This is a genomic window from Clostridium sp. AF34-13 (genome assembly GCF_003477845.1).
Taxonomy (GTDB): domain Bacteria; phylum Bacillota; class Clostridia; order Lachnospirales; family Lachnospiraceae; genus Butyribacter; species Butyribacter intestini.
In genome coordinates, this window is sequence record NZ_QUEB01000006.1 from 41,151 (window position 1) to 60,874 (window position 19,724).

16 protein-coding genes are annotated in these 19,724 nt (G+C 36.6%); all 16 read left to right on the forward strand.

Annotated features, from left to right (window positions below; all coding sequences use genetic code 11):
• The first annotated feature begins 347 nt into the window (after nt 1–347).
• The 16 genes from DWZ63_RS06490 to DWZ63_RS06565 all read left to right on the forward strand — a co-directional run bounded on the left by DWZ63_RS06490 (nt 348) and on the right by DWZ63_RS06565 (nt 19,713).
• Nucleotides 348–1,001 (forward strand): HAD-IA family hydrolase, encoded by a 654-nt coding sequence (locus DWZ63_RS06490; RefSeq protein ID WP_055941324.1) that lies wholly within the window; start codon nt 348–350, stop codon nt 999–1,001.
• Nucleotides 1,002–1,101: 100 nt separating this feature from the next.
• Nucleotides 1,102–1,719 carry a hypothetical protein gene (locus DWZ63_RS06495; RefSeq protein ID WP_022015095.1) on the forward strand — a complete coding sequence of 206 codons (618 nt, stop codon included), beginning with the start codon at nt 1,102–1,104 and terminating at the stop codon, nt 1,717–1,719.
• Between the two features lie 49 nt (nt 1,720–1,768).
• Entirely contained in the window at nt 1,769–2,443 is a 675-nt protein-coding gene (locus DWZ63_RS06500) for a response regulator transcription factor (RefSeq protein WP_022015094.1), read from the forward strand.
• A gap of 37 nt (nt 2,444–2,480) precedes the next feature.
• A complete protein-coding gene (locus tag DWZ63_RS06505) occupies nt 2,481–4,064 on the forward strand; it encodes a HAMP domain-containing sensor histidine kinase (protein WP_118499183.1) in 1,584 nt (527 codons plus the stop codon).
• Between the two features lie 162 nt (nt 4,065–4,226).
• Entirely contained in the window at nt 4,227–4,952 is a 726-nt protein-coding gene (locus DWZ63_RS06510) for a DUF4352 domain-containing protein (RefSeq protein WP_118499185.1), read from the forward strand.
• Nucleotides 4,953–4,991: 39 nt separating this feature from the next.
• Nucleotides 4,992–5,897, forward strand: coding sequence for a chemotaxis protein (locus DWZ63_RS06515; protein WP_118499186.1), 906 nt, complete (start codon nt 4,992–4,994; stop codon nt 5,895–5,897).
• 35 nt (nt 5,898–5,932) lie between these two features.
• Entirely contained in the window at nt 5,933–7,798 is a 1,866-nt protein-coding gene (locus DWZ63_RS06520) for a hypothetical protein (RefSeq protein ID WP_118499188.1), read from the forward strand.
• Nucleotides 7,799–7,971: 173 nt separating this feature from the next.
• Entirely contained in the window at nt 7,972–8,577 is a 606-nt protein-coding gene (hisH, locus tag DWZ63_RS06525) for an imidazole glycerol phosphate synthase subunit HisH (protein ID WP_022015089.1), read from the forward strand.
• Between the two features lie 185 nt (nt 8,578–8,762).
• The gene (gene hisF / locus DWZ63_RS06530) at nt 8,763–9,524 is read left to right on the forward strand and encodes an imidazole glycerol phosphate synthase subunit HisF (protein WP_055941333.1); all 762 of its coding nucleotides are present in this window, start codon (nt 8,763–8,765) and stop codon (nt 9,522–9,524) included.
• 29 nt (nt 9,525–9,553) lie between these two features.
• A complete protein-coding gene (locus DWZ63_RS06535) occupies nt 9,554–10,231 on the forward strand; it encodes a uracil-DNA glycosylase (RefSeq protein WP_118499190.1) in 678 nt (225 codons plus the stop codon).
• A 153-nt stretch (nt 10,232–10,384) separates the two neighbouring features.
• On the forward strand, nt 10,385–13,015 hold the full coding sequence (locus tag DWZ63_RS06540; RefSeq protein ID WP_118499192.1) for a CotH kinase family protein: 2,631 nt from the start codon (nt 10,385–10,387) through the stop codon (nt 13,013–13,015).
• A gap of 145 nt (nt 13,016–13,160) precedes the next feature.
• On the forward strand, nt 13,161–15,533 hold the full coding sequence (locus DWZ63_RS06545; RefSeq protein ID WP_055941338.1) for a cell division FtsA domain-containing protein: 2,373 nt from the start codon (nt 13,161–13,163) through the stop codon (nt 15,531–15,533).
• Nucleotides 15,534–15,632: 99 nt separating this feature from the next.
• Nucleotides 15,633–16,427, forward strand: coding sequence for an MBL fold metallo-hydrolase (locus DWZ63_RS06550; RefSeq protein WP_022015084.1), 795 nt, complete (start codon nt 15,633–15,635; stop codon nt 16,425–16,427).
• 141 nt (nt 16,428–16,568) lie between these two features.
• A complete protein-coding gene (locus tag DWZ63_RS06555) occupies nt 16,569–16,841 on the forward strand; it encodes an ACT domain-containing protein (RefSeq protein ID WP_022015083.1) in 273 nt (90 codons plus the stop codon).
• A gap of 21 nt (nt 16,842–16,862) precedes the next feature.
• Nucleotides 16,863–18,227: a PFL family protein gene (locus DWZ63_RS06560; protein WP_055941341.1), complete on the forward strand. Its 1,365-nt coding sequence runs from the start codon at nt 16,863–16,865 to the stop codon at nt 18,225–18,227.
• A gap of 286 nt (nt 18,228–18,513) precedes the next feature.
• Nucleotides 18,514–19,713, forward strand: coding sequence for a pyridoxal phosphate-dependent aminotransferase (locus DWZ63_RS06565; protein WP_118499194.1), 1,200 nt, complete (start codon nt 18,514–18,516; stop codon nt 19,711–19,713).
• The last annotated feature ends 11 nt before the right edge of the window (nt 19,714–19,724 follow it).

Genomic DNA, 19,724 nt, shown 5'->3' on the forward strand with positions numbered 1-19,724 from the left:
TATTAAAGATACACAAAAATTGTAAAACATTCCTAAAACAGTATTGCACAATTTTTAACAAAAATCAATCAAAAAATGTTGAGTAGTACACATTTTTGGTTGATTTTATACAATTTAACAACAAATATAAAAATAATTTAATAAAAACTAAAATATGAACGACATATTAACAATTTGGACATAATTTGGACATATTTAATGATTATAATTTTGTTTCAGAAAGTGAAAACTTTCTACTCCCACCCTATTATACGCTGGATAACACGAGTTATCCGATAAAAAGAGCCTTCCCGGGCTCTTTTTATTTTATATGAAGTATTGAAAAAAACAAAATGAGGTATAAATTTATGTATAAATATATTTTATTCGACCTTGACGGTACAATTACTGATTCAAGTAAGGGAATAACAAATTGTGTTAAATATGCATTAGAAGCAGCCAGATGGGAAATTCCTGAAACTGACAGACTGCTTGAATTTATAGGTCCGCCGCTTACGGAAGGATTTATGACAATAAGCAAAATGTCAGAAAAAGAAGCAGAAGCGGCAACGACAAAGTTCAGGGAGAGATATAATGTTACCGGACTTTTTGAAAATGAGCCGTATGATGGAATTGAAAAAATGTTAAAGACATTAAAAGAAAACGGGTATATACTGGCAGTAGCAACATCTAAGCCAGAGGAGACAGCAAAAAGGATTATTGAACATTTCGGGCTGAAGAAATATTTTAAAGAAATAACAGGAAGCACATTTGATGCGGTCAGAAATACAAAACAGAGTGTTATAGAGGAAACTTTAAAAAGACTTGGGATAACGGATGCTGAAAAGGAATCAGTGCTTATGGTAGGTGACCGAAAACATGATGTAGTAGGAGCACATAATTGTGGAATAGATGTTCTTGGTGTTTATTATGGCTTTGCAAAATCAGGTGAGTTAGAAGATGCGGGTGCCGATTATATTGTTTCAAAAGTTGAGGAAATTGTCAAAATAATCACCGGATAAACACAAATTTATGATATAATTATATGGAAAAAATTAAAACTGTTTACAATGATAAGTTTGACAGTTTAAAAGCATAGTGTGCAGACATGGGGGATAAAGTATGAGAGATGATAAAAGATTTATACTTGACGGATTTGTGTTTTCAACAAGAAAAGACTATGAGAGAGCATGCAAGGAAAAAGAAACTATAGAATATCTTGTCGCAAATTCAAATATGTCTGATATGAAAGCAGTCTTAAAAATATATAATAAAGCTGTGGAAAAAAAGTCGTTTCAGACGGTTATTGGACTTGAATTTATAGAAAATATGCGAAAAAGACTTCTTTCTTCAGGAATAGTTAAAGAAAACCAACTGGCATATGTACCGGTTGTGCCGAGAGTTAAAGAAAAAATGTCAGGGAAAAGTATTACGGACAAAGATGTGCTGGAAAAAAATGTGGAGAAATATAAAAATGCTTATGAAGCGGAAAAAGCAGGAAAAAAAATAAAAAATATGGCTATTGTTTTTTTATGCATATTGCTTATAGCAGTCATATTCATAACAGTGAAGTCAAAGTATTCTGTATTTACATATTTCACTGATTATAAATCAAATATGGAAAATGAATTAATCGACAAGTATGAAAAATGGGAGCAGGATTTAAGTGATAAAGAAAAAGCACTAGATAAGAGAGAAAAAGAGATACAGGAAAAAGAAGAAAGATTGAAAAATAAGTAAGGGTAAAATTTTACCGGTATCAAAAACATATGCAGAAAAGAGGGTTATTATGGAAAAATTGAAAATTATGGTTGTTGATGATGAAGCGAGAATGAGAAAGCTTGTCAAGGACTTCTTAGTTAAAAGTAATTTCGATGTTTTAGAAGCAGGTGACGGAGAAGAGGCTGTAGATAAGTTTTATGAAAATAAAGATATAGCACTTATACTGCTCGATGTTATGATGCCTAAAATGGATGGCTGGGAAGTTGTAAGAGAAATAAGGAAATATTCTCAGGTACCTATAATAATGCTTACGGCAAAAAGTGACGAAAAAGATGAACTTCTTGGCTTTGAACTTGGCGTAGACGAATATATTTCAAAACCATTTAGTCCTAAGATTCTTGTTGCAAGGGTTGAGGCAATACTAAGAAGAACAAATGCTCTTGATGATGGAGATATAGAGGTAGGTGGAATTTGTATAAACCAGTCTGCACATGAGGTTAAGATTGATGGAAAGCAAATTGAATTAAGTTTCAAAGAGTTTGAACTGCTTACATATTTTGTGACAAACCAGGGTGTTGCACTGTCGAGAGAACGCATTTTAAATAATGTATGGAATTATGATTATTTCGGAGATGCAAGGACAATAGATACCCATGTAAAAAAATTGCGTAGTAAGCTTGGCGAAAAAGGAGAATACATAAAGACAATCTGGGGAATGGGATATAAATTTGAAGTATCTTAGGAAATTTGCAATATAGCTTTTAACGGAGGTGTCAGGTATGGAGTTGAAAAGACAAAAAAGATTTTATGGGATTAAATCCATACGTACTAAGCTTATATTGATAATGATAGGAATGTTGGGATTTACATTGGCGGCAATATGGTTTATGAACAGGTTTTTTCTGCCCTCTTATTATCAGCACAGCAAAGTATCAATGCTTGAAGAATGCTATGAGGAAGCAAATTCAATAGTAAATAAAGATAAGGATTACAGTAGTGGAGAGTCGACAGGATTATCGGACGATTCGACGCTTAATCTTGAAATAATGTCTGCGAATAACACATCCAGTGTGTATATATTCAGACTGAACAATTTTTTTGGAAAAGTATATTATCAATATGATTATCCAAGTGAAAAAGTTATTACTGAATTTCAAAGGCAGAACATTATAGACAAAACTAAAGATTATGTTGTTGGTATTGAGGATTCACAAAGTTATTATGTCAGGGATAAAAAGCGTAATCTTATTGATGTGAAAAATGAATATTGTGTATATAAGGTACTTGATGAGAGGATAGGTTCATATTATATTGAACTTTTTGGCAAGCTTGATTCGGGAGCCTTTGTATATGTAAGTACGAACTATCAGAGCATGGCAGAAAATATAGGTATATTTAATTCATTTCTTCTTTATGTCGGTGTTGGTGTTATAATATCCGGTGTGATTCTGATGGTATTTATAGGAAATAATTTTACGAAGCCAATCAGAAAACTGACAGAGATAGCACAGAAGATGGCAGATTTTAATTTTGAAGTAAGATATCCGGTTAAAGAACATGATGAGATAGGTGTACTGGGCAGCAGCATAAATACATTGTCGGAAAATCTAGAAGAAAAGATTTCAGAATTAAAGACAGCAAACAATGAATTGCAAAAGGATATTGAAAAGAAGATACAGATAGACGAAATGCGTAAAGAGTTCCTATCAAATGTATCACATGAACTTAAAACACCTATTGCACTTATACAGGGATATGCGGAAGGTCTTTATGATAATATAAATGATGACAGTGAGAGCAGGGAATTTTATTGCGAAGTTATAATGGACGAGGCTGATAAAATGAATAAGATGGTAAAGAAGCTTCTCACATTAAATCAGATAGAGTTTGGAAATAACCAGGTGAATTTTGAACATTTTGATATTGTTCAGGTTGTAAGGACGGTAATAAATTCAGCAACTCTTCTTGCAAAACAAAAAGAGGCACAGATAGAGATAGATGATTATCCGCAGATTTATGTTTGGGCTGATGAATATATGATAGAAGAAGTAGTTACGAATTATGTCAGCAATGCGATAAATCATGTTGATGGCGAGAAAAAAATAAAAGTAAGCCTGAAAAAAACGGATAAAGTTGTTAGAGTCAGCGTCTTTAACACCGGAAAATGTATTCCGGAGGAGGAACTCGACAAAATATGGATAAAGTTTTATAAAGTAGATAAAGCGAGAACAAGAGAGTACGGTGGAAGCGGCATAGGTTTGTCAATCGTAAAGGCAATAATGGAATCAATGAATCAAAAGTGCGGTGTACTCAATCATGAGGATGGAGTAGAGTTCTGGTTTGAGCTTGATATAGAAAATTAATAATGGAGCACATATTCGTTGACGATAATGTCACAAATGTGGTATTATATAAAAAGATGAAAAATGGGTGGTAATGACGGAAAATCATTACAGTTCACAGCAAAATGTGGACAGTAAGTAAGAATACTCATTTGCAATGTGTATAAAGCACGGAGGGACAATATGAGAAAAGGGATGTTCATTGTGGCAGCAGCCACGGCAGTTTGTCTGACAGGATGTGCGAGTGTTCAGACATTGACAGAAGATCAGAATAATGCGATAGCAGAGTATATGGCAGATAGTCTGTTAAAGAGTGATAAAAATTATACATATAATATGAAGTTAGACAATGATAATTATCAGGAAGAACCGACGGCAACTCCTCAGATACAGCCGACAGCAGTTCCGAAACCGACAGCTTCGCCGGAGATAGGTAGTACCATGCAGCCGGTCACACCTTTAAATTCAGATAATCCAACGGAGTCATCAGAGCCGCAGCAAAAGTCGGTATCACTTAGTGATGCTATGAATTTATCTGGATTTAAAGCAAAAGTAACCGGTTATAACTATGACAGTGCTATCAGCACGGGGGTATCAGATATATCAGCACACAAGGGTAAAAAGCTGTTTGTTGTTAATATAAAATTTAAAAATACTTCCGGACAAAACAAAAAGATTGATATGACAAAAAATAAGAGTTCATATGTTTTAAATGTTGATGGTAAAGATATGGACACTCCGCTTTTAACTATTGCAAACGAGGACATTCATTTTATAAAGAAAACTGTAGCTGGAGGAAAAAGTGTAAATTCGATACTTGTATTTGAAATTCCTTCGGGTACAAAGTTGAAAAATGTTCTTTTGGAAGTAACCAACAAAGATATGATGGCACAGGTAAATATTAAATAAATAAACTTACAAATGTGAAAAGATATTGGAGGTAAGGATATGGAAACAGGAATCTTATTAGAGAGTGGAACAAATGAACTGGAAATATTAGAGTTTCGTGTTGCAAACAATTACTATGGAATAAATGTCGCAAAAATAAGGGAGATTATTTCTTTTCAGACACCTACGCCTGTACCGAATGCTGATCCACGCATAGAAGGTATATTTATGCCGAGAGATGAGATTATCTCAATTATAGATCTTGCAGAGTGTCTTCATCTGCCAAAGCCTGAAACACCGACAGGAGATATGTATATAGTTACAAATTTCAATAAATTAAATACGGCATTTCATGTAAATGGTGTTTTGGGAATACATAGAGTGTCATGGTCAGATATAGTTAAGCCGGATTCAACAGTAAATACAGGCGGAGAGGGCATGGCAACAGGAATTGTCAGAATAGATGGAAAACTTATAATCATTCTTGATTTTGAAAAAATCGTAGCAGATATAAATCCTGAGACGGGACTTAGAATGTCAGATGTTGAGAGAATGCCACACAGAACAAGGAATGAAACACCTATACTTATAGCAGAGGATTCACAATTACTTAGCAAGATGATAGTAAACTGTCTTGAACAGGCAGGATATACAAATCTGACAACAACAGCAAATGGTAAGGAGTGCTGGGATAAACTTCAGGAATATAATGCAAGTGGTGATCTTGATTCAAAAGTATCATGTATTATAACAGATATTGAGATGCCTCAGATGGATGGTCATCGTCTTACCAAGCTGGTTAAAGAAAATGGTGATATGAATCATATACCTGTAGTTATATTCTCATCACTTGTAAATCAGGAAATGAAGATAAAAGGCGAACAGCTCGGTGCGGATGCACAGCTTTCCAAACCGGAAATCGGCCAGCTTGTTGCTGCTATTGACAAATTGGTTGGAAATGAATAGACCAAATAGGTAAATCAAGCAAGGAGATAATTGGATTGAGAGAAGAAGATAATATTGAAAAGGAAGGTTTACAGGAAGATAATCCGGATATTGGCGACAATTCAGGAGATGAAGATTTTGCAGAATATGATGATCTTTCAGCACTTGAGGGATTACCACAGATAGATGAGTTGGATAATATGGACGATCTGTCAGGAGTTTCGGATGTGGCTTCAACTATTGATTTTGATGAGTCCGGACATCAGGATGAGTCAGAAGACGATATTGATATACCACTTCCTGACATAGATTTTTCAGAAGACGATGGAATAGCATCGGAATTATCTGACGGGTCAGATATAAAAACTACATATCCGGAGATAAAAGATGACGATAATAATGCGACGGATGATAGTACTGTCGAAGAACCGCAGGTGTCAGAAGATATTGCAGCAGAAAAAGATGCTGAGATAGAAACTCAATCAGATGCAGAAGCTGAACAGTCGGGTGCAGATATAATGTCACTCTCAGAGGACGGAGCAGATGAAGAACAGTCAGACGCAGATATAATGTCGCTCTCAGAAGATGGGGCAGATGAAGAACAGTCAGACGCAGATATAATGTCACTCTCAGAGGACGGAGCAGACGAAGAACAGCCTGATAATGATATAATGTCACTTACAGAGGACGGAGCAGACGAGGAACAGTCAGATGCAGATATAATGTCGCTCTCAGAGGACGGAGCAGACGAGGAACAGTCAGATAATGACATAATGTCACTTACAGAAGATGGAACAGCTGATGACGAATCAGGTTCTATAGATGATATGCTCGGAGGTCTTTTGGACGATTTTGATGCAAATGGTTCTATAGGTGACGATACAGAAGAACAGCCGAAAAAAAATAATGAGTCAGAGTCAGATGCAGGTGATGGACAGAAAACGGATGATCTTTCTGATTTGTTGGGGATGCTTAGTGATGACTCAACATCTGATGATGTTATAAGCCTTGACAGCGTTTCTAATGAAGAAATTCCTGATATATCAGAGATTCCTGATATACCTATGCAAGAAGAGGAGGACATATCCAATATACTCCCTCAGAATGAAGAAAAGGAAGATGATGGTGAAAAGCAGAGCATTTTCAAAAAAGTTTTTGGAAATGTAGTCACGGATGAGATAGCAGAAGCAGAGAAAAAACAGGAAGAAGAAGAGGCTGCTAAAAAAGAAGAAGCCGAAAAAGTAAAAGAAGAAAAGGCTGCTGAGAAAGCAAAGCAAAAGGAAGAAAAAGAAAAGCTGAAGGCTGAAAAGGCAGAGGCGAAAGCTGCAGCAAAAGCGAAAAAAGCGGAGGAAAAAGCGGCAAAGAAGGCGGAAAAGCAGGCACAGAAAGAAGCCGAAAGAGAAGCTGCTGCAAATGAAGTAGTAGGAAAACTTAACAAGGTTGGAGTTTCAATAGTAGCTGTATTTGGAGTTATAATACTCGCCGGAATAATTATCGGTACAAACAGTTTTGGAAGCGGTTTGGATAAGAAGAAAGCTACAAATTACTTTGAAATGCACAGATATTCGCAGGCATATGAATCTGCTGTAGGGACAAACATGAAGGAAAAAAATCCTGAGCAGTATAAAAAGATTGTGACTGTTATGAAAGTTCAGCATGCTCTTGATTCCTATCAGAACTATGAAAATGTCAAAAAATATCCTGAAGCATTGGACGCTCTTCTTATGGGACTTAAGAAATATGATGCAAATAAAAAGACTGCATATGACCTTGAGATAGAAAACGACCTTGCGAGTGTTTATGATAAGATACTTGATATTTTGTCAGATGAATTTGGTCTGTCAAAGTCACAGGCATATGATATTCTTAGCTTAGGCAGCAGTGAATATACAAGCAAAGTTAATGCTATTGCAGCTAAGTAAATAAATAAAAACTCACCGGTATAAAAAAGTCGGTGAGTTTTTTTGTTTGAAAAAGCAGAGAACATAGTCAAAAGTATTTCTTTATCGTACAGAAATTATCATATCGACAACACCACCCGTATGTGGTACACTTTTAACATACAAAATAATGACAGCAGAGGTGATATACAGAAATGATAGCAATTATTGATTATGATGCAGGAAATCTTAAGAGTGTTGAGAAAGCTTTGTTATATCTCGGTGAGGAGTGTGTAGTCACAAGAGACAGAAATGAACTTCTTAAAGCGGATAAAGTTATCTTGCCGGGAGTGGGTGCTTTCGGTGATGCGATGGAGAAACTTAATAAATTTGGTCTTGTTGAGGTAATACATGAGATAGTTAAAGAAAATAAACCGTTTTTAGGAATATGTCTCGGACTTCAGCTTATGTTTGAGAGCAGTGAGGAGGGACCGGGCGTAAAAGGTCTTGGGCTTCTTCCGGGAAAGATAGTCAAATTTCCAGAAAAAGATGGGTACAAAATTCCTCACATGGGATGGAATTCAATTAAGATAAAAGATGGGAGCAGACTTTTCAAAGGTGTTTCTGACAATTCATATGTTTACTTTGTTCATTCATATTATCTTCAGGCAGAAAATGAAAACGATGTAGCAGCAACTACCGATTACATAACACACATTCATGCATCTGTTGAGCATGGCAATATATTTGCCTGCCAGTTTCATCCGGAAAAAAGCGGTGATGTCGGATTGCAGATATTAAAGAATTTTTGTGAATTATAAAATGTGATGCGATAGTTAAAACAGACGGTAATGTAAATGCAAAAATTCAAGGCAGCATTATATACTTAGTTGTGTAAAAATAGTTGTTTAAAAAATTAAATCGTGCAGAAATTGGAAACAGAAAAGAAAGTGGTCTGTTGCACTACAGGTGTGATTAGGCAGCAAAGGAAAGGCTTGGTAGATATATGTTTACAAAGAGAATAATTCCATGTTTGGATGTAAATAACGGCAGAGTTGTTAAAGGTGTAAATTTTGTTGATCTTAAAGATGCGGGTGACCCGGTTACTGTTGGTGCTGCTTATGGGAAAGCGGGTGCAGACGAACTTGTATTTCTTGATATAACGGCATCTTCTGATGCGAGAGCGACTAAGATAGATATGGTAAGGAGAGTAGCGGAAACGGTGTTTATTCCATTTACAGTCGGTGGTGGTATAAGGACAGTTGATGATTTTAAGGCTGTTTTAAGAGAGGGAGCTGACAAGGTTGCCGTAAATTCTGCTGCAATATTAAATCCTGAACTTATATCTGAAGCGGCTATGAAATTTGGAAGCCAGTGTGTTGTCGTTGCCATTGATGCGAAAAGGAGAGAGGATGGCAAAGGCTGGAACATCTTTAAGAATGGTGGTCGTGTTGATATGGGGATAGATGCTATTGAGTGGGCTATGAAAGCGTATGAACTTGGTGCCGGTGAGATATTGCTCACAAGTATGGATTGTGATGGAACAAAAGACGGATATGATATTGAACTTACAAGAACTGTTTCTGACAATGTAAATATACCTGTAATCGCATCAGGCGGAGCAGGAAAACTTGAACATTTTAAAGAAGCGTTTACAGAGGGAAATGCAGATGCAGTGCTTGCAGCATCACTTTTTCACTACAAAGAACTTGAGATAAATGAGGTGAAAAAGTATCTTAGAGAAGAGGGTATAAGTGTCAGACTCTAAACATATTTACAGAAAAGAGGAAGAAAGTTATGGGAATGATTGATAATGACTGGCTTCCGGCTTTAAAGCCGGAGTTTGCGAAAACATATTATAAAGATTTGTTCGAGTTTGTTAAGACTGAGTACAGCAGAGTTGTTGTATATCCACCGGCAGATGATATATTCAATGCGTTTCATTTTACCCCATTGTCAAAAGTGAAAGTAGTGATTTTGGGACAGGACCCGTATCACAATGTAAATCAGGCACACGGACTTAGCTTTTCAGTGCCGCCGAGTCAGAAGGAGATACCGCCGTCGCTTCAAAATATATACAAGGAATTGCATGACGATCTCGGCTGTTATATACCAAACAACGGTTACCTCAAAAAATGGGCGGATCAGGGGGTGCTTATGTTAAACACGGTGCTTACGGTAAGGGCTCACCAGGCAAATTCACACCAGAATAAAGGATGGGAACATTTTACCGATGCTGTCATAAATGCGGTAAATGAGCAGGACAGACCTATAGTATATCTTTTGTGGGGCAGACCTGCACAGAGTAAGATTCCTATGCTTACAAATCCGAAACATCTAATATTAAAAGCACCGCATCCAAGTCCGCTTTCAGCTTACAGAGGATTTTACGGATGCAGGCATTTCAGTCAGACAAATGAATTTCTTAAAGAAAACGGAGTAGAGCCAATCGACTGGCAGATAGAAAATATATAACGCTATTATGGAAGTTAATACTTAAGAATTAATTACATTTCTTTCAGATATATTGTGTCAAAAATGTGTCTATGCTAACATATCCTTAACGAGGGGCTGTTTATGTTTCATAGCCGCCTAATCAGCATCTGTATCTGAAAGGAGTGTTTTTTTATGAAAAAAAGAAAAATTTTAACAAGAGGGATTACGACGGCGTTAGCAGTTGTAAGTGTATTTTTCGTATCACATTATGCAAAGGCTGGGGAAAATTATATTAAAACCGGAGAAAAAGTTGATTTTACGGAGCTTTATGACTCAAAAGAGTTTAGTACAGACAATTCTAAAGTGACTTTGTCGAAAGATAACAAGACAGACGGCTTGTTTGTTGATGGAAAAACCGAAGAAATTGAAAATGCCAGATTTATGCTTTCAAAAGAGATAGATTTTTCTGATAAAAGCGGATATCTTGTTTTTTCAGGTACATCTGAGAGAAAAAGAGATGTGACGCTTTCTTTATATTTAGATGATTCGACAAAGAGTTTTGCAAAAGTTAAGCTGACAAGACAAAACAGAAAAAATGCGTGGAGTACAGATGACAATAGATGTATAAAAATATCCGATGAGATAAAGGGAAAACATAAAATATATTTTAAATTTACGGATAATAATGGAAATGAATATAAAGGTAAGAGTCTGAAAATATTATTAAAATATACATTTGTATTGGATGAAGATATTCCGATGATCGATCTTGATATTGATGAGTCAAAGACACCGATAGCTGCAATGAACGGTGATCCAAATCACCAAACAGAGTGTTATGGAAATATGACTGTTGATATTCCTAAAGGGTATAAATCAGAATATACCGATAAGAAACTTTCTACAAAGACTTATGAGCTTGATTATATAAGGGGCAGAGGTAATTCAACCTGGGGACCTGACAAAAAACCATACAAATTAAAACTTGACAAAAAGGCTGATTTGTTAGGAATGGGTTCTGACAAACACTGGATACTTCTCGCAAATTATTATGACATATCAATGCTCAGAAACAAATTTACATATTGGCTTGGGAATGTGCTCGGACTTGAATATACTCCGAAATGTGAGTTTGTAAATGTCGTTATGAACGGAAAATATCTTGGTAGTTATTATCTGTCTGAGCAGGTACGCGTCGGAAAAAACAGGGTAAATATTGATGATTTGTCTGCTGATGATGAATCAAAGGCTGTAACAAGCGGCTCTGCGATAACAGGCGGTTATCTTCTCTCATGTGAAAAGGCAGATGATAGGATGAATATAACAACGGATAAAGGAATGGCATTTGCAATAGAAAGTCCTGATTTTGAAGATTATACAAATATTGAACAGTATAACTATATATCAGATTATCTTAAACAGACGGAGGCGGCCATATATGGAAGGGGATTTAAAGACAGTAAGGGAGTTTCTTATGAAGATTACATGGATGTTGATTCAGCGATAGACTATTACTGGGTACAGGAATTTTCGTTAAATGGTGATGCGTTTATATCAGGAAGTACATACCTATATAAAAAAAGAGATGGAAAACTATACTGGGGACCATTATGGGATTTTGATTATGTTGCATGGGGAGCAACAGAATATACATCTAACAGCGTTGAAGGTTTAAATCTTGATAGAAATGCATGGTTTACAAAGTTGTTTGCTAATGAAAAATTTAGAAAAAAATTTGTGGCAAGATGGCCTTATATAAAAGAAAAACTGTTGGAGGGAATAAAGGACGGAGGAATCATAGATACATATTCGCAAAAACAATATGCTTCACAAAAAGCGAATTATTATGTCAACAAAATGTATTCACAGGATGATATACTGGAAAATAACGATGTGTTGAAAGATATTGTGAATGACATGAAGATTGATGAGAATATTGGAAAAACGACAGAAAATATGGCAAAGATAACATATGATTCTGAGGAACAGAGATTAAAACAGTGGATTCGTGAGAGAATAGACTGGATAGACAAAAATATTTCTTCAATAAATGATTATTGTGCAAGCAGACAGTTTGTATTTATGGTGAATGGAAAAACATATGCAACGGTAGATTATATATTTGACACTGGAGTTGAACTGCCTAAAGAACCGACTAAGAAGGGATATATTTTTTGTGGATGGTACTATAAACAAAAAGCGGGCAAAAAAACATATGAGATTAAGTTTGATAAGAATGATTTAACAACATTGACAGATAAGAAAGTGACATTATATGCAAAGTGGAAAAAGAAAACTAAGGCAAATACTGTCAAAAAGTTTATATTCCAATATAATGATATATATCTTTCACCATATGATGATTATAGTATGAAATATGGAATTCAGCCATTTGGAGCTGCCATATCGGGCATCAAATGGAAATCGTCAGATAAGAAAATTGTTACGGTAGATGAAAGTGGTACGATTCATGTTGTCACAGAAAAACCGGGAGTCTGCACGGTGACAGCCAAGGTAAAAGGTTTAAAAGCAGTGCGTTGTAAGATTCATATCGTATTATGGGATAAAATTACAGGACTTAACGATTTTAATGTGGCTAAAAATAAAATTACATTGAAAAAAGGAAAATATGCAAGAATAAAAGTATCATTATTACCTAAGAATGCCTATAATCCTAATATAACTTATGTATCTTCAAATAAGAAAGTTGTGCAGGTTGACGAAACAGGTATGATACACGCTAAAAAGAAAGGAAAAGTTACGATAGTCGTATATTGTGCATCACTTGAAAAAGCAGAATTAGTTACGGTAAAGGTTAAATAAAAAGGTAATCATACACATTTATAGTGTGGATAATAAAAGGATGAACTGTTACTTTTTGTGTGGCAAAGGGATGAGTTTAAGACTTGTATTATGTCTGTTTATTTGGTAAAATATTGATAATTGTGATAATTAAGGGGGTTCCATAGTGATAGATGAGACAGGAAATGTCGAGGTAAAAAAGGTAAATATGGAAGGTGTCCCGGAGCAGCTCGTTTTTGGTCTTGATATAGGAACGAGAAGTATTGTTGGAACGATAGGTTACAGAGATACAAAGGGATTTACCGTAGTTGCACAGACATCAAAAGAACATGAAACAAGAGCCATGATGGATGGACAGATACATGATATAAACATGGTTGCATCTACTATCAGTGAAATCCGTGACAGACTTGAGTATATGACCGGGCGTACATACAAAGATGTGTGTATAGCAGCCGCCGGTCGAGTGCTCAAGACTGTTGAGGCAGAGGCAGAGATAGATTTTAATTCAGAAACGGTTGTTACGACTGAGAAAATATATACACTTGATATGCTCGGTGTAGAAAATGCTTATGAAAAGCTTAGAGAAGAACAAAATAGTGATGATATAAAATTTTATTGTGTTGGTTACTCAGTAAAACATTATTATCAGAACGGATATGCGATAACAAATCTTGAGGGACATAAATGTAATAAGATTTCTTGTGAGATTATTGCAACATTCCTTCCTGATGAAGTAGTTGACGGACTTTATACTGCTGTTGAGAGAGCCGGATTATATGTTGCAAATCTTACATTGGAGCCAATAGCAGCTATAAATGTTGCAATACCTGAGAGGTTTCGATTATTAAATATCGCACTTGTCGATGTAGGAGCAGGAACATCCGATATTTCCATTACAAAGGATGGAAGCATTATTGCATATGGCATGATTCCAAGTGCCGGCGATGAGATAACGGAGTGCCTTGCAAAACATTATCTGACGGATTTTAATGAGGCAGATGCCCTTAAATGCAAGAGTACCGAGCAGGAAGAAGTTGAATTTAACGATATAATGGGACTGCCATATAAGATTTCATCTGATGAGATAGCGGATGTGGTGAAAGATGCTGTGCAGTCAATTACAAAGAGCATTGCTGGTAAGATTATAGAACTTAACGGTGGAAAGTCAGTCAGTGCGGTCTTTGTAGTAGGTGGCGGTGGAAAAATCAGAGGCTTTGTGGAAAGTCTTGCTGAGTTTCTTGAACTTCCGAAAGAAAGAGTTGCACTCAGGGGTTCAGAAGTTATGGGAAATATTAAATTCATGCAGGACGATATAAAGGTTGATTCACTTCTTGTGACTCCGGTCGGAATCTGTCTTAATTATTATGAACAGCGAAATAACTTTATATTTGTGAATATAAATGATGAGAGAGTCAAGTTGTATGATAATGGTAAGCTGGCAATTATAGATGCTGCTATGAGCATCGGATTTCCAAACGAGGATCTTTTCCCTAAACGGGGAAAAAGCATTATTTACAATGTGAACGGTGAGAAGCGTATGGCTCGTGGAAAGCATGGAGAAGCCTGCGTGATAAAGATGAATGGTGCCGAAGCAGGGATAAATACACCGGTTATTCAAAATGCAAAAATCGATATAAAGCCGTCAACGGTTGGAGAAGATGCTGTTTTGGAGATAGAGGATATTCCAGAGTATAAATCGACTATTAAATTTACATTCAATAATAAGGAAGTTGTCTGCCCAAGATATGTTGCGGTAAATGGTGAACTTGTTTCAGGATTTTATGATATAAAAGATGGTGATGACATATGGTTCCTTGATTATTATACATTGAAACAGGTATTTGAATTTATGGACATTATCTATAGCGGAAAGGTGTATGTAAACAATGTTCCTGCTGATATGAACACAAAGGTTTATGACAATTTTTCTATTCTCTGCGAGATAAAAAAAGAAGAACCTAATTATAATGAATTATATGCAAAATACGGTGAACCTGAGTTCCCGACAGATGTTGTGTATTCAATAAATGAAATAGCATCAGATAATAATACTGTTAATGATAAGTATGATAGCACATTGAAAGAAAACATACATAAGACAGATGAAACAGGCAGAGTGGATGCTAATGAAATCGAGACTCACAGTACCGGAGGGGAGACAGCCGGGGAACAGAAAAACTTCATGGAAAATATTAAAAAAGAAATAGCTGATGAGAAAGTGACAGTACAGCCTGAGGAAGAAACAGCTTCCGTATCGGTTTTAGAAAACGGACAGCCGGCAGAAAAAGAAAATGCTGCATCGACTGCCAGGAACGGACGGGCAGGGGTAGATGATATTACGATTACCGTAAATGGTGACACTGTTATCATGAAGGGAAAAGAAAGATATATTCTTGTAGATGTACTCGATTTTTATCCTGTAGATACCTCAGTAGCTCATGGCGACCACCTTGAAACAATGGTAAATGGTGTTCATGGAGATTTTATGACACCGGTAAATGATGGTGATGCTGTTGTAATTCAGTGGGTAGTATGAAATTAAAATTTTCACACTCAAGATTTGTGCTTTGCACAGACTTGCTATGCGTGAGAACGAAGAATAAAAGATGGGATATAGCATAGAAATGAGGTAGAAATGAGAGTATGCAGTATTGCCAGCGGCAGCAGTGGAAACTGTACATATGTTGGCAGTGGTGACACAAATATTCTGATAGATGCGGGAGTGAGCCGTAAAAGGATAGTCGAAGGTCTTAAAAAGATTAGTGTTGCTCCTGAACAGCTAGACGGAATATTTGTAACACATGAACATAGTGATCATATTCAGGGTATAAATATGATGGTCAAGATGTTTGATACACCTGTCTATGCAACAGGTGGAACGCTCGATGCAATAAGGCTTAAGGATAAAAAAGGCATTATTTCAATGAATCATCTTTTTGAGGTACACGCTGATGAGCCGGTATCTATGGGAGCGATAACAGTAATGCCATTTTCAACATCGCATGATGCCGCAGACCCGGTAGGATATACGCTTACGGCGGAGGGACATAAGACGAGCATAGCTACTGATCTGGGAAAGTATGATGATTATACGATAGACCATTTAAAAGATACAGATGTTTTGTTTATTGAGGCAAACCATGATATAAGTATGCTTGAAGCCGGAAAATATCCGTATAAGCTTAAGCGTAGGATATTGAGTGAATACGGTCATTTATCAAATGAAGATTCAGGAAGTTTGCTGTGCAAGGTGATAAATAAAAATTTAAAATATGCATTTCTTGCACATCTGTCAAAAGAAAACAACTATCCGCAGCTTGCATTTGAAGCAGTAAAATGTCAGTTGTGGGAGGAGATGGGATTAAAAGACCTTGATTTTGACCTGTCGGTAGCAAAGAGAGACGAGCCGTCCAAGATGGTTGTGCTTTAAGATAATTTAAGATAAGAAAAAAGTGTGAAAAATTTTCACATACGGGATTTGTGTCTGTGCACACTGGACACAGATTTTATATGTGAAATATTATATTACACACTATGCAAAAAATGTGTGCAGAAACGAGGGATAGATAAAATGAAAAAAACAGTTATAACAGTAGTAGGCAAGGATAGTGTTGGTATTATCGCAAAGGTATGCACATATCTTGCAGAAAACAATGTAAATATTCTTGATATTTCACAGACTATCGTAGGTGGATTTTTTAACATGATGATGATTGTTGATGTGGCAGAATGTAAAACAGACTTTGCAGGATTTAACAATGCCCTTGAAAAGATAGGTGAGGATATGGGCTGTACTATAAAGGCTCAGCGTGAGGATATTTTTGATAAGATGCACAGAATTTAATAATTTGGAGGGGCAGCCAGTATGATAAATATAGCAGAAGTTAAAGAAACCAATGATATGATCGAGAAGGAAAACCTTGATGTAAGAACGATTACGCTTGGTATAAGCCTTTTAAATTGTATAGATGATGATCTTGACAGATTAAATGAAAAAATATATAACCGTATAACAACTGTTGCAAAAGATCTTGTTCCTACAGGAAAAGCTATTGAACTTGAATATGGTATTCCTATCGTAAACAAGAGAATATCAGTTACACCTATAGCTCTTATCGGAGGCTCTGCCTGTAAGAAGCCTGAGGATTATGTAACGATAGCAAAGACGCTTGATAAAGCTGCAAAGGAAGTTGGAGTAAACTTTATCGGTGGATATTCTGCACTTGTCTCAAAGGGGATGACAAAGAGTGACGAGCTTCTTATCCGCTCAATACCCGAGGCACTTAAGGCTACGGATTTCGTGTGCAGTTCAGTAAATGTCGGTTCGACAAAGACAGGATTAAACATGGATGCGGTAAGACTTATGGGTGATATTGTCCGTGAGACTGCTGATATAACAGTTGACTGTGAATGTAACGGCTGTGCAAAACTTGTTGTATTCTGTAATGCACCTGATGACAATCCGTTTATGGCAGGAGCATTCCATGGTGTTACCGAAGCAGACGAGATAATAAATGTCGGAGTAAGTGGACCGGGTGTTATGAGAAAAGCACTTGAGTCGGCACATGGGCTTGACTTTGGTGCACTCTGTGAAAAGATTAAAAAGACGGCATTCAAGATTACGAGAGTAGGTCAGCTTGTTGCACTTGAGGCATCAAAAAGACTTAATATACCGTTTGGAATAATAGACCTCTCACTTGCACCTACACCGGCAATCGGTGACAGTATAGCAGATATTTTCGAGGAGATGGGACTTGAGAGAGCAGGAGCACCGGGAACAACGGCGGCACTTGCAATGCTTAATGACCAGGTTAAAAAAGGCGGTGTAATGGCATCTTCGTATGTAGGTGGTCTTAGCGGTGCATTTATTCCGGTAAGTGAGGATCAGGGAATGATAAATGCAGTTCAGGATGGAGCACTCACTCTTGAAAAGCTTGAAGCCATGACCTGTGTATGTTCGGTAGGACTTGATATGGTAGCAATACCGGGAGATACAAAGCCTGAGACGATTGCGGGAATAATCGCAGATGAGATGGCTATTGGAATGATAAACCAGAAAACGACAGCGGCAAGACTTATACCTGTTCCGGGAAAGAAAGTCGGAGAGATGGTAGAGTTTGGAGGATTGTTAGGATATGCACCTGTAATGCCTGTAAATCAGTTTGACTGCAGCGAGTTTGTAAACAGGGGCGGAAGAATACCGGCACCTATACACAGCTTTAAGAATTAAGAAAATTAAGAAAAAATATTAAAACACATTAATATACCTTGAAATTGTTGAGTTTTTGGTAATTTTTACAATTTTAAGGTATATTTTTTTGATATAATCGTAAACATATATATTGACGCAGGTATATGTAATGTGAGATAATTAAAACCGTATCATGAATAAGATTCATTAAGAGATATATTCTTATTGTCAGTCATATGTGGTATAAACGGCAGTCTTGTTCTGATACAGGCGAAAAAATATTAAATTACTTATGCGATAAAGTCGCAGGAATGAGGTTAGAAATATGTCATTAGAATTATCAAAGAAAGCAGCAGCAGTTAAACCTTCGTCAACTCTTGCAATCACGGCAAAGGCAAAAGAACTTAAGGCACAGGGAAAAGATGTAGTTGGATTTGGAGCGGGCGAACCTGATTTCAATACACCTGAAAATATCTGTGACGCAGCTATCAAAGCTATTAAAGATGGATTTACAAAGTACACACCTGCTTCAGGAACAAATGAATTAAAGGCAGCTATATCTAAAAAGTTCAAGGAATTTAACGGACTTGATTATGATACGGACCAGATAGTAATAAGCAATGGTGGAAAACATTCACTTACAAATATATTTACGGCACTCATAAATCCGGGAGATGAGGTTATCATCCCTGCACCATTCTGGCTCAGCTATCCTGAGATAGTAAAACTTGCGGGTGGAGTGCCGGTTATCGTTACGACAACAAAAGAGCAGAACTTCAAGCTCACGGCAGAGGATCTTGCGGCAGCAGTAACAGACAAGACAAAAGCACTTGTATTAAACACACCAAATAACCCTACAGGAATGCTTTACACGGAAGAAGAACTTCGTGCAATAGCAAAAGTTGCGGTAGAAAAAGACTTCTATGTGGTAGCAGACGAAATGTATGAAATGCTTGTTTACGGAGAGCAGAAACATATAAGCATTGCATCACTTGGAAAAGATATATATGACAGGACTATAACTTGCAGCGGACTTGCAAAGAGCTATGCGATGACAGGCTGGAGAATAGGCTATACAGGTTCATCAAAAGAGATTGCAAAGATGATGGGAAGCGTGCAGAGTCACCAGACATCAAATCCAAACTCTATAGCACAGAAAGCGGCAGTAGAGGCTCTTACGGGACCACAGGATTCAGTAGAGAAAATGCATGCTGAATTTGATAAACGCCGTAAATATATGTATAAGAGAATCTGCGATATGGATTTACTCGATGCACTTGAGCCAATGGGAGCATTTTATGTGTTTGTAGACGGCAGTGCAGTACTCGGAAAATCATATAAGGGAACAAAGATAGAAAGCGTTCCACAGATGGCAGACATACTTATCAATGAGTACAATACGGCAATCGTGCCATGTGCAGACTTCGGATTCCCAGACTGTTTCCGTCTTTCTTATGCTATATCTATTGAGCAGATTGAGAAAGGACTCGACAGGATTGAAAGTTTTATAAAGGAATTGGCATAATAAAAAAATGA

What these genes read in the sequence shown, in the direction of transcription:
- hisH (WP_022015089.1), top strand. Translation starts at nt 7,972, where the DNA reads ATGATAGCAATTATTGATTATGATGCAGGAAATCTTAAGAGTGTTGAG.
- DWZ63_RS06510 (WP_118499185.1), top strand. Translation starts at nt 4,227, where the DNA reads ATGAGAAAAGGGATGTTCATTGTGGCAGCAGCCACGGCAGTTTGTCTG.
- DWZ63_RS06515 (WP_118499186.1), top strand. Translation starts at nt 4,992, where the DNA reads ATGGAAACAGGAATCTTATTAGAGAGTGGAACAAATGAACTGGAAATA.
- DWZ63_RS06495 (WP_022015095.1), top strand. Translation starts at nt 1,102, where the DNA reads ATGAGAGATGATAAAAGATTTATACTTGACGGATTTGTGTTTTCAACA.
- DWZ63_RS06550 (WP_022015084.1), top strand. Translation starts at nt 15,633, where the DNA reads ATGAGAGTATGCAGTATTGCCAGCGGCAGCAGTGGAAACTGTACATAT.
- DWZ63_RS06565 (WP_118499194.1), top strand. Translation starts at nt 18,514, where the DNA reads ATGTCATTAGAATTATCAAAGAAAGCAGCAGCAGTTAAACCTTCGTCA.
- DWZ63_RS06535 (WP_118499190.1), top strand. Translation starts at nt 9,554, where the DNA reads ATGGGAATGATTGATAATGACTGGCTTCCGGCTTTAAAGCCGGAGTTT.
- DWZ63_RS06505 (WP_118499183.1), top strand. Translation starts at nt 2,481, where the DNA reads ATGGAGTTGAAAAGACAAAAAAGATTTTATGGGATTAAATCCATACGT.
- DWZ63_RS06500 (WP_022015094.1), top strand. Translation starts at nt 1,769, where the DNA reads ATGGAAAAATTGAAAATTATGGTTGTTGATGATGAAGCGAGAATGAGA.
- DWZ63_RS06490 (WP_055941324.1), top strand. Translation starts at nt 348, where the DNA reads ATGTATAAATATATTTTATTCGACCTTGACGGTACAATTACTGATTCA.
- DWZ63_RS06555 (WP_022015083.1), top strand. Translation starts at nt 16,569, where the DNA reads ATGAAAAAAACAGTTATAACAGTAGTAGGCAAGGATAGTGTTGGTATT.
- hisF (WP_055941333.1), top strand. Translation starts at nt 8,763, where the DNA reads ATGTTTACAAAGAGAATAATTCCATGTTTGGATGTAAATAACGGCAGA.
- DWZ63_RS06540 (WP_118499192.1), top strand. Translation starts at nt 10,385, where the DNA reads ATGAAAAAAAGAAAAATTTTAACAAGAGGGATTACGACGGCGTTAGCA.
- DWZ63_RS06560 (WP_055941341.1), top strand. Translation starts at nt 16,863, where the DNA reads ATGATAAATATAGCAGAAGTTAAAGAAACCAATGATATGATCGAGAAG.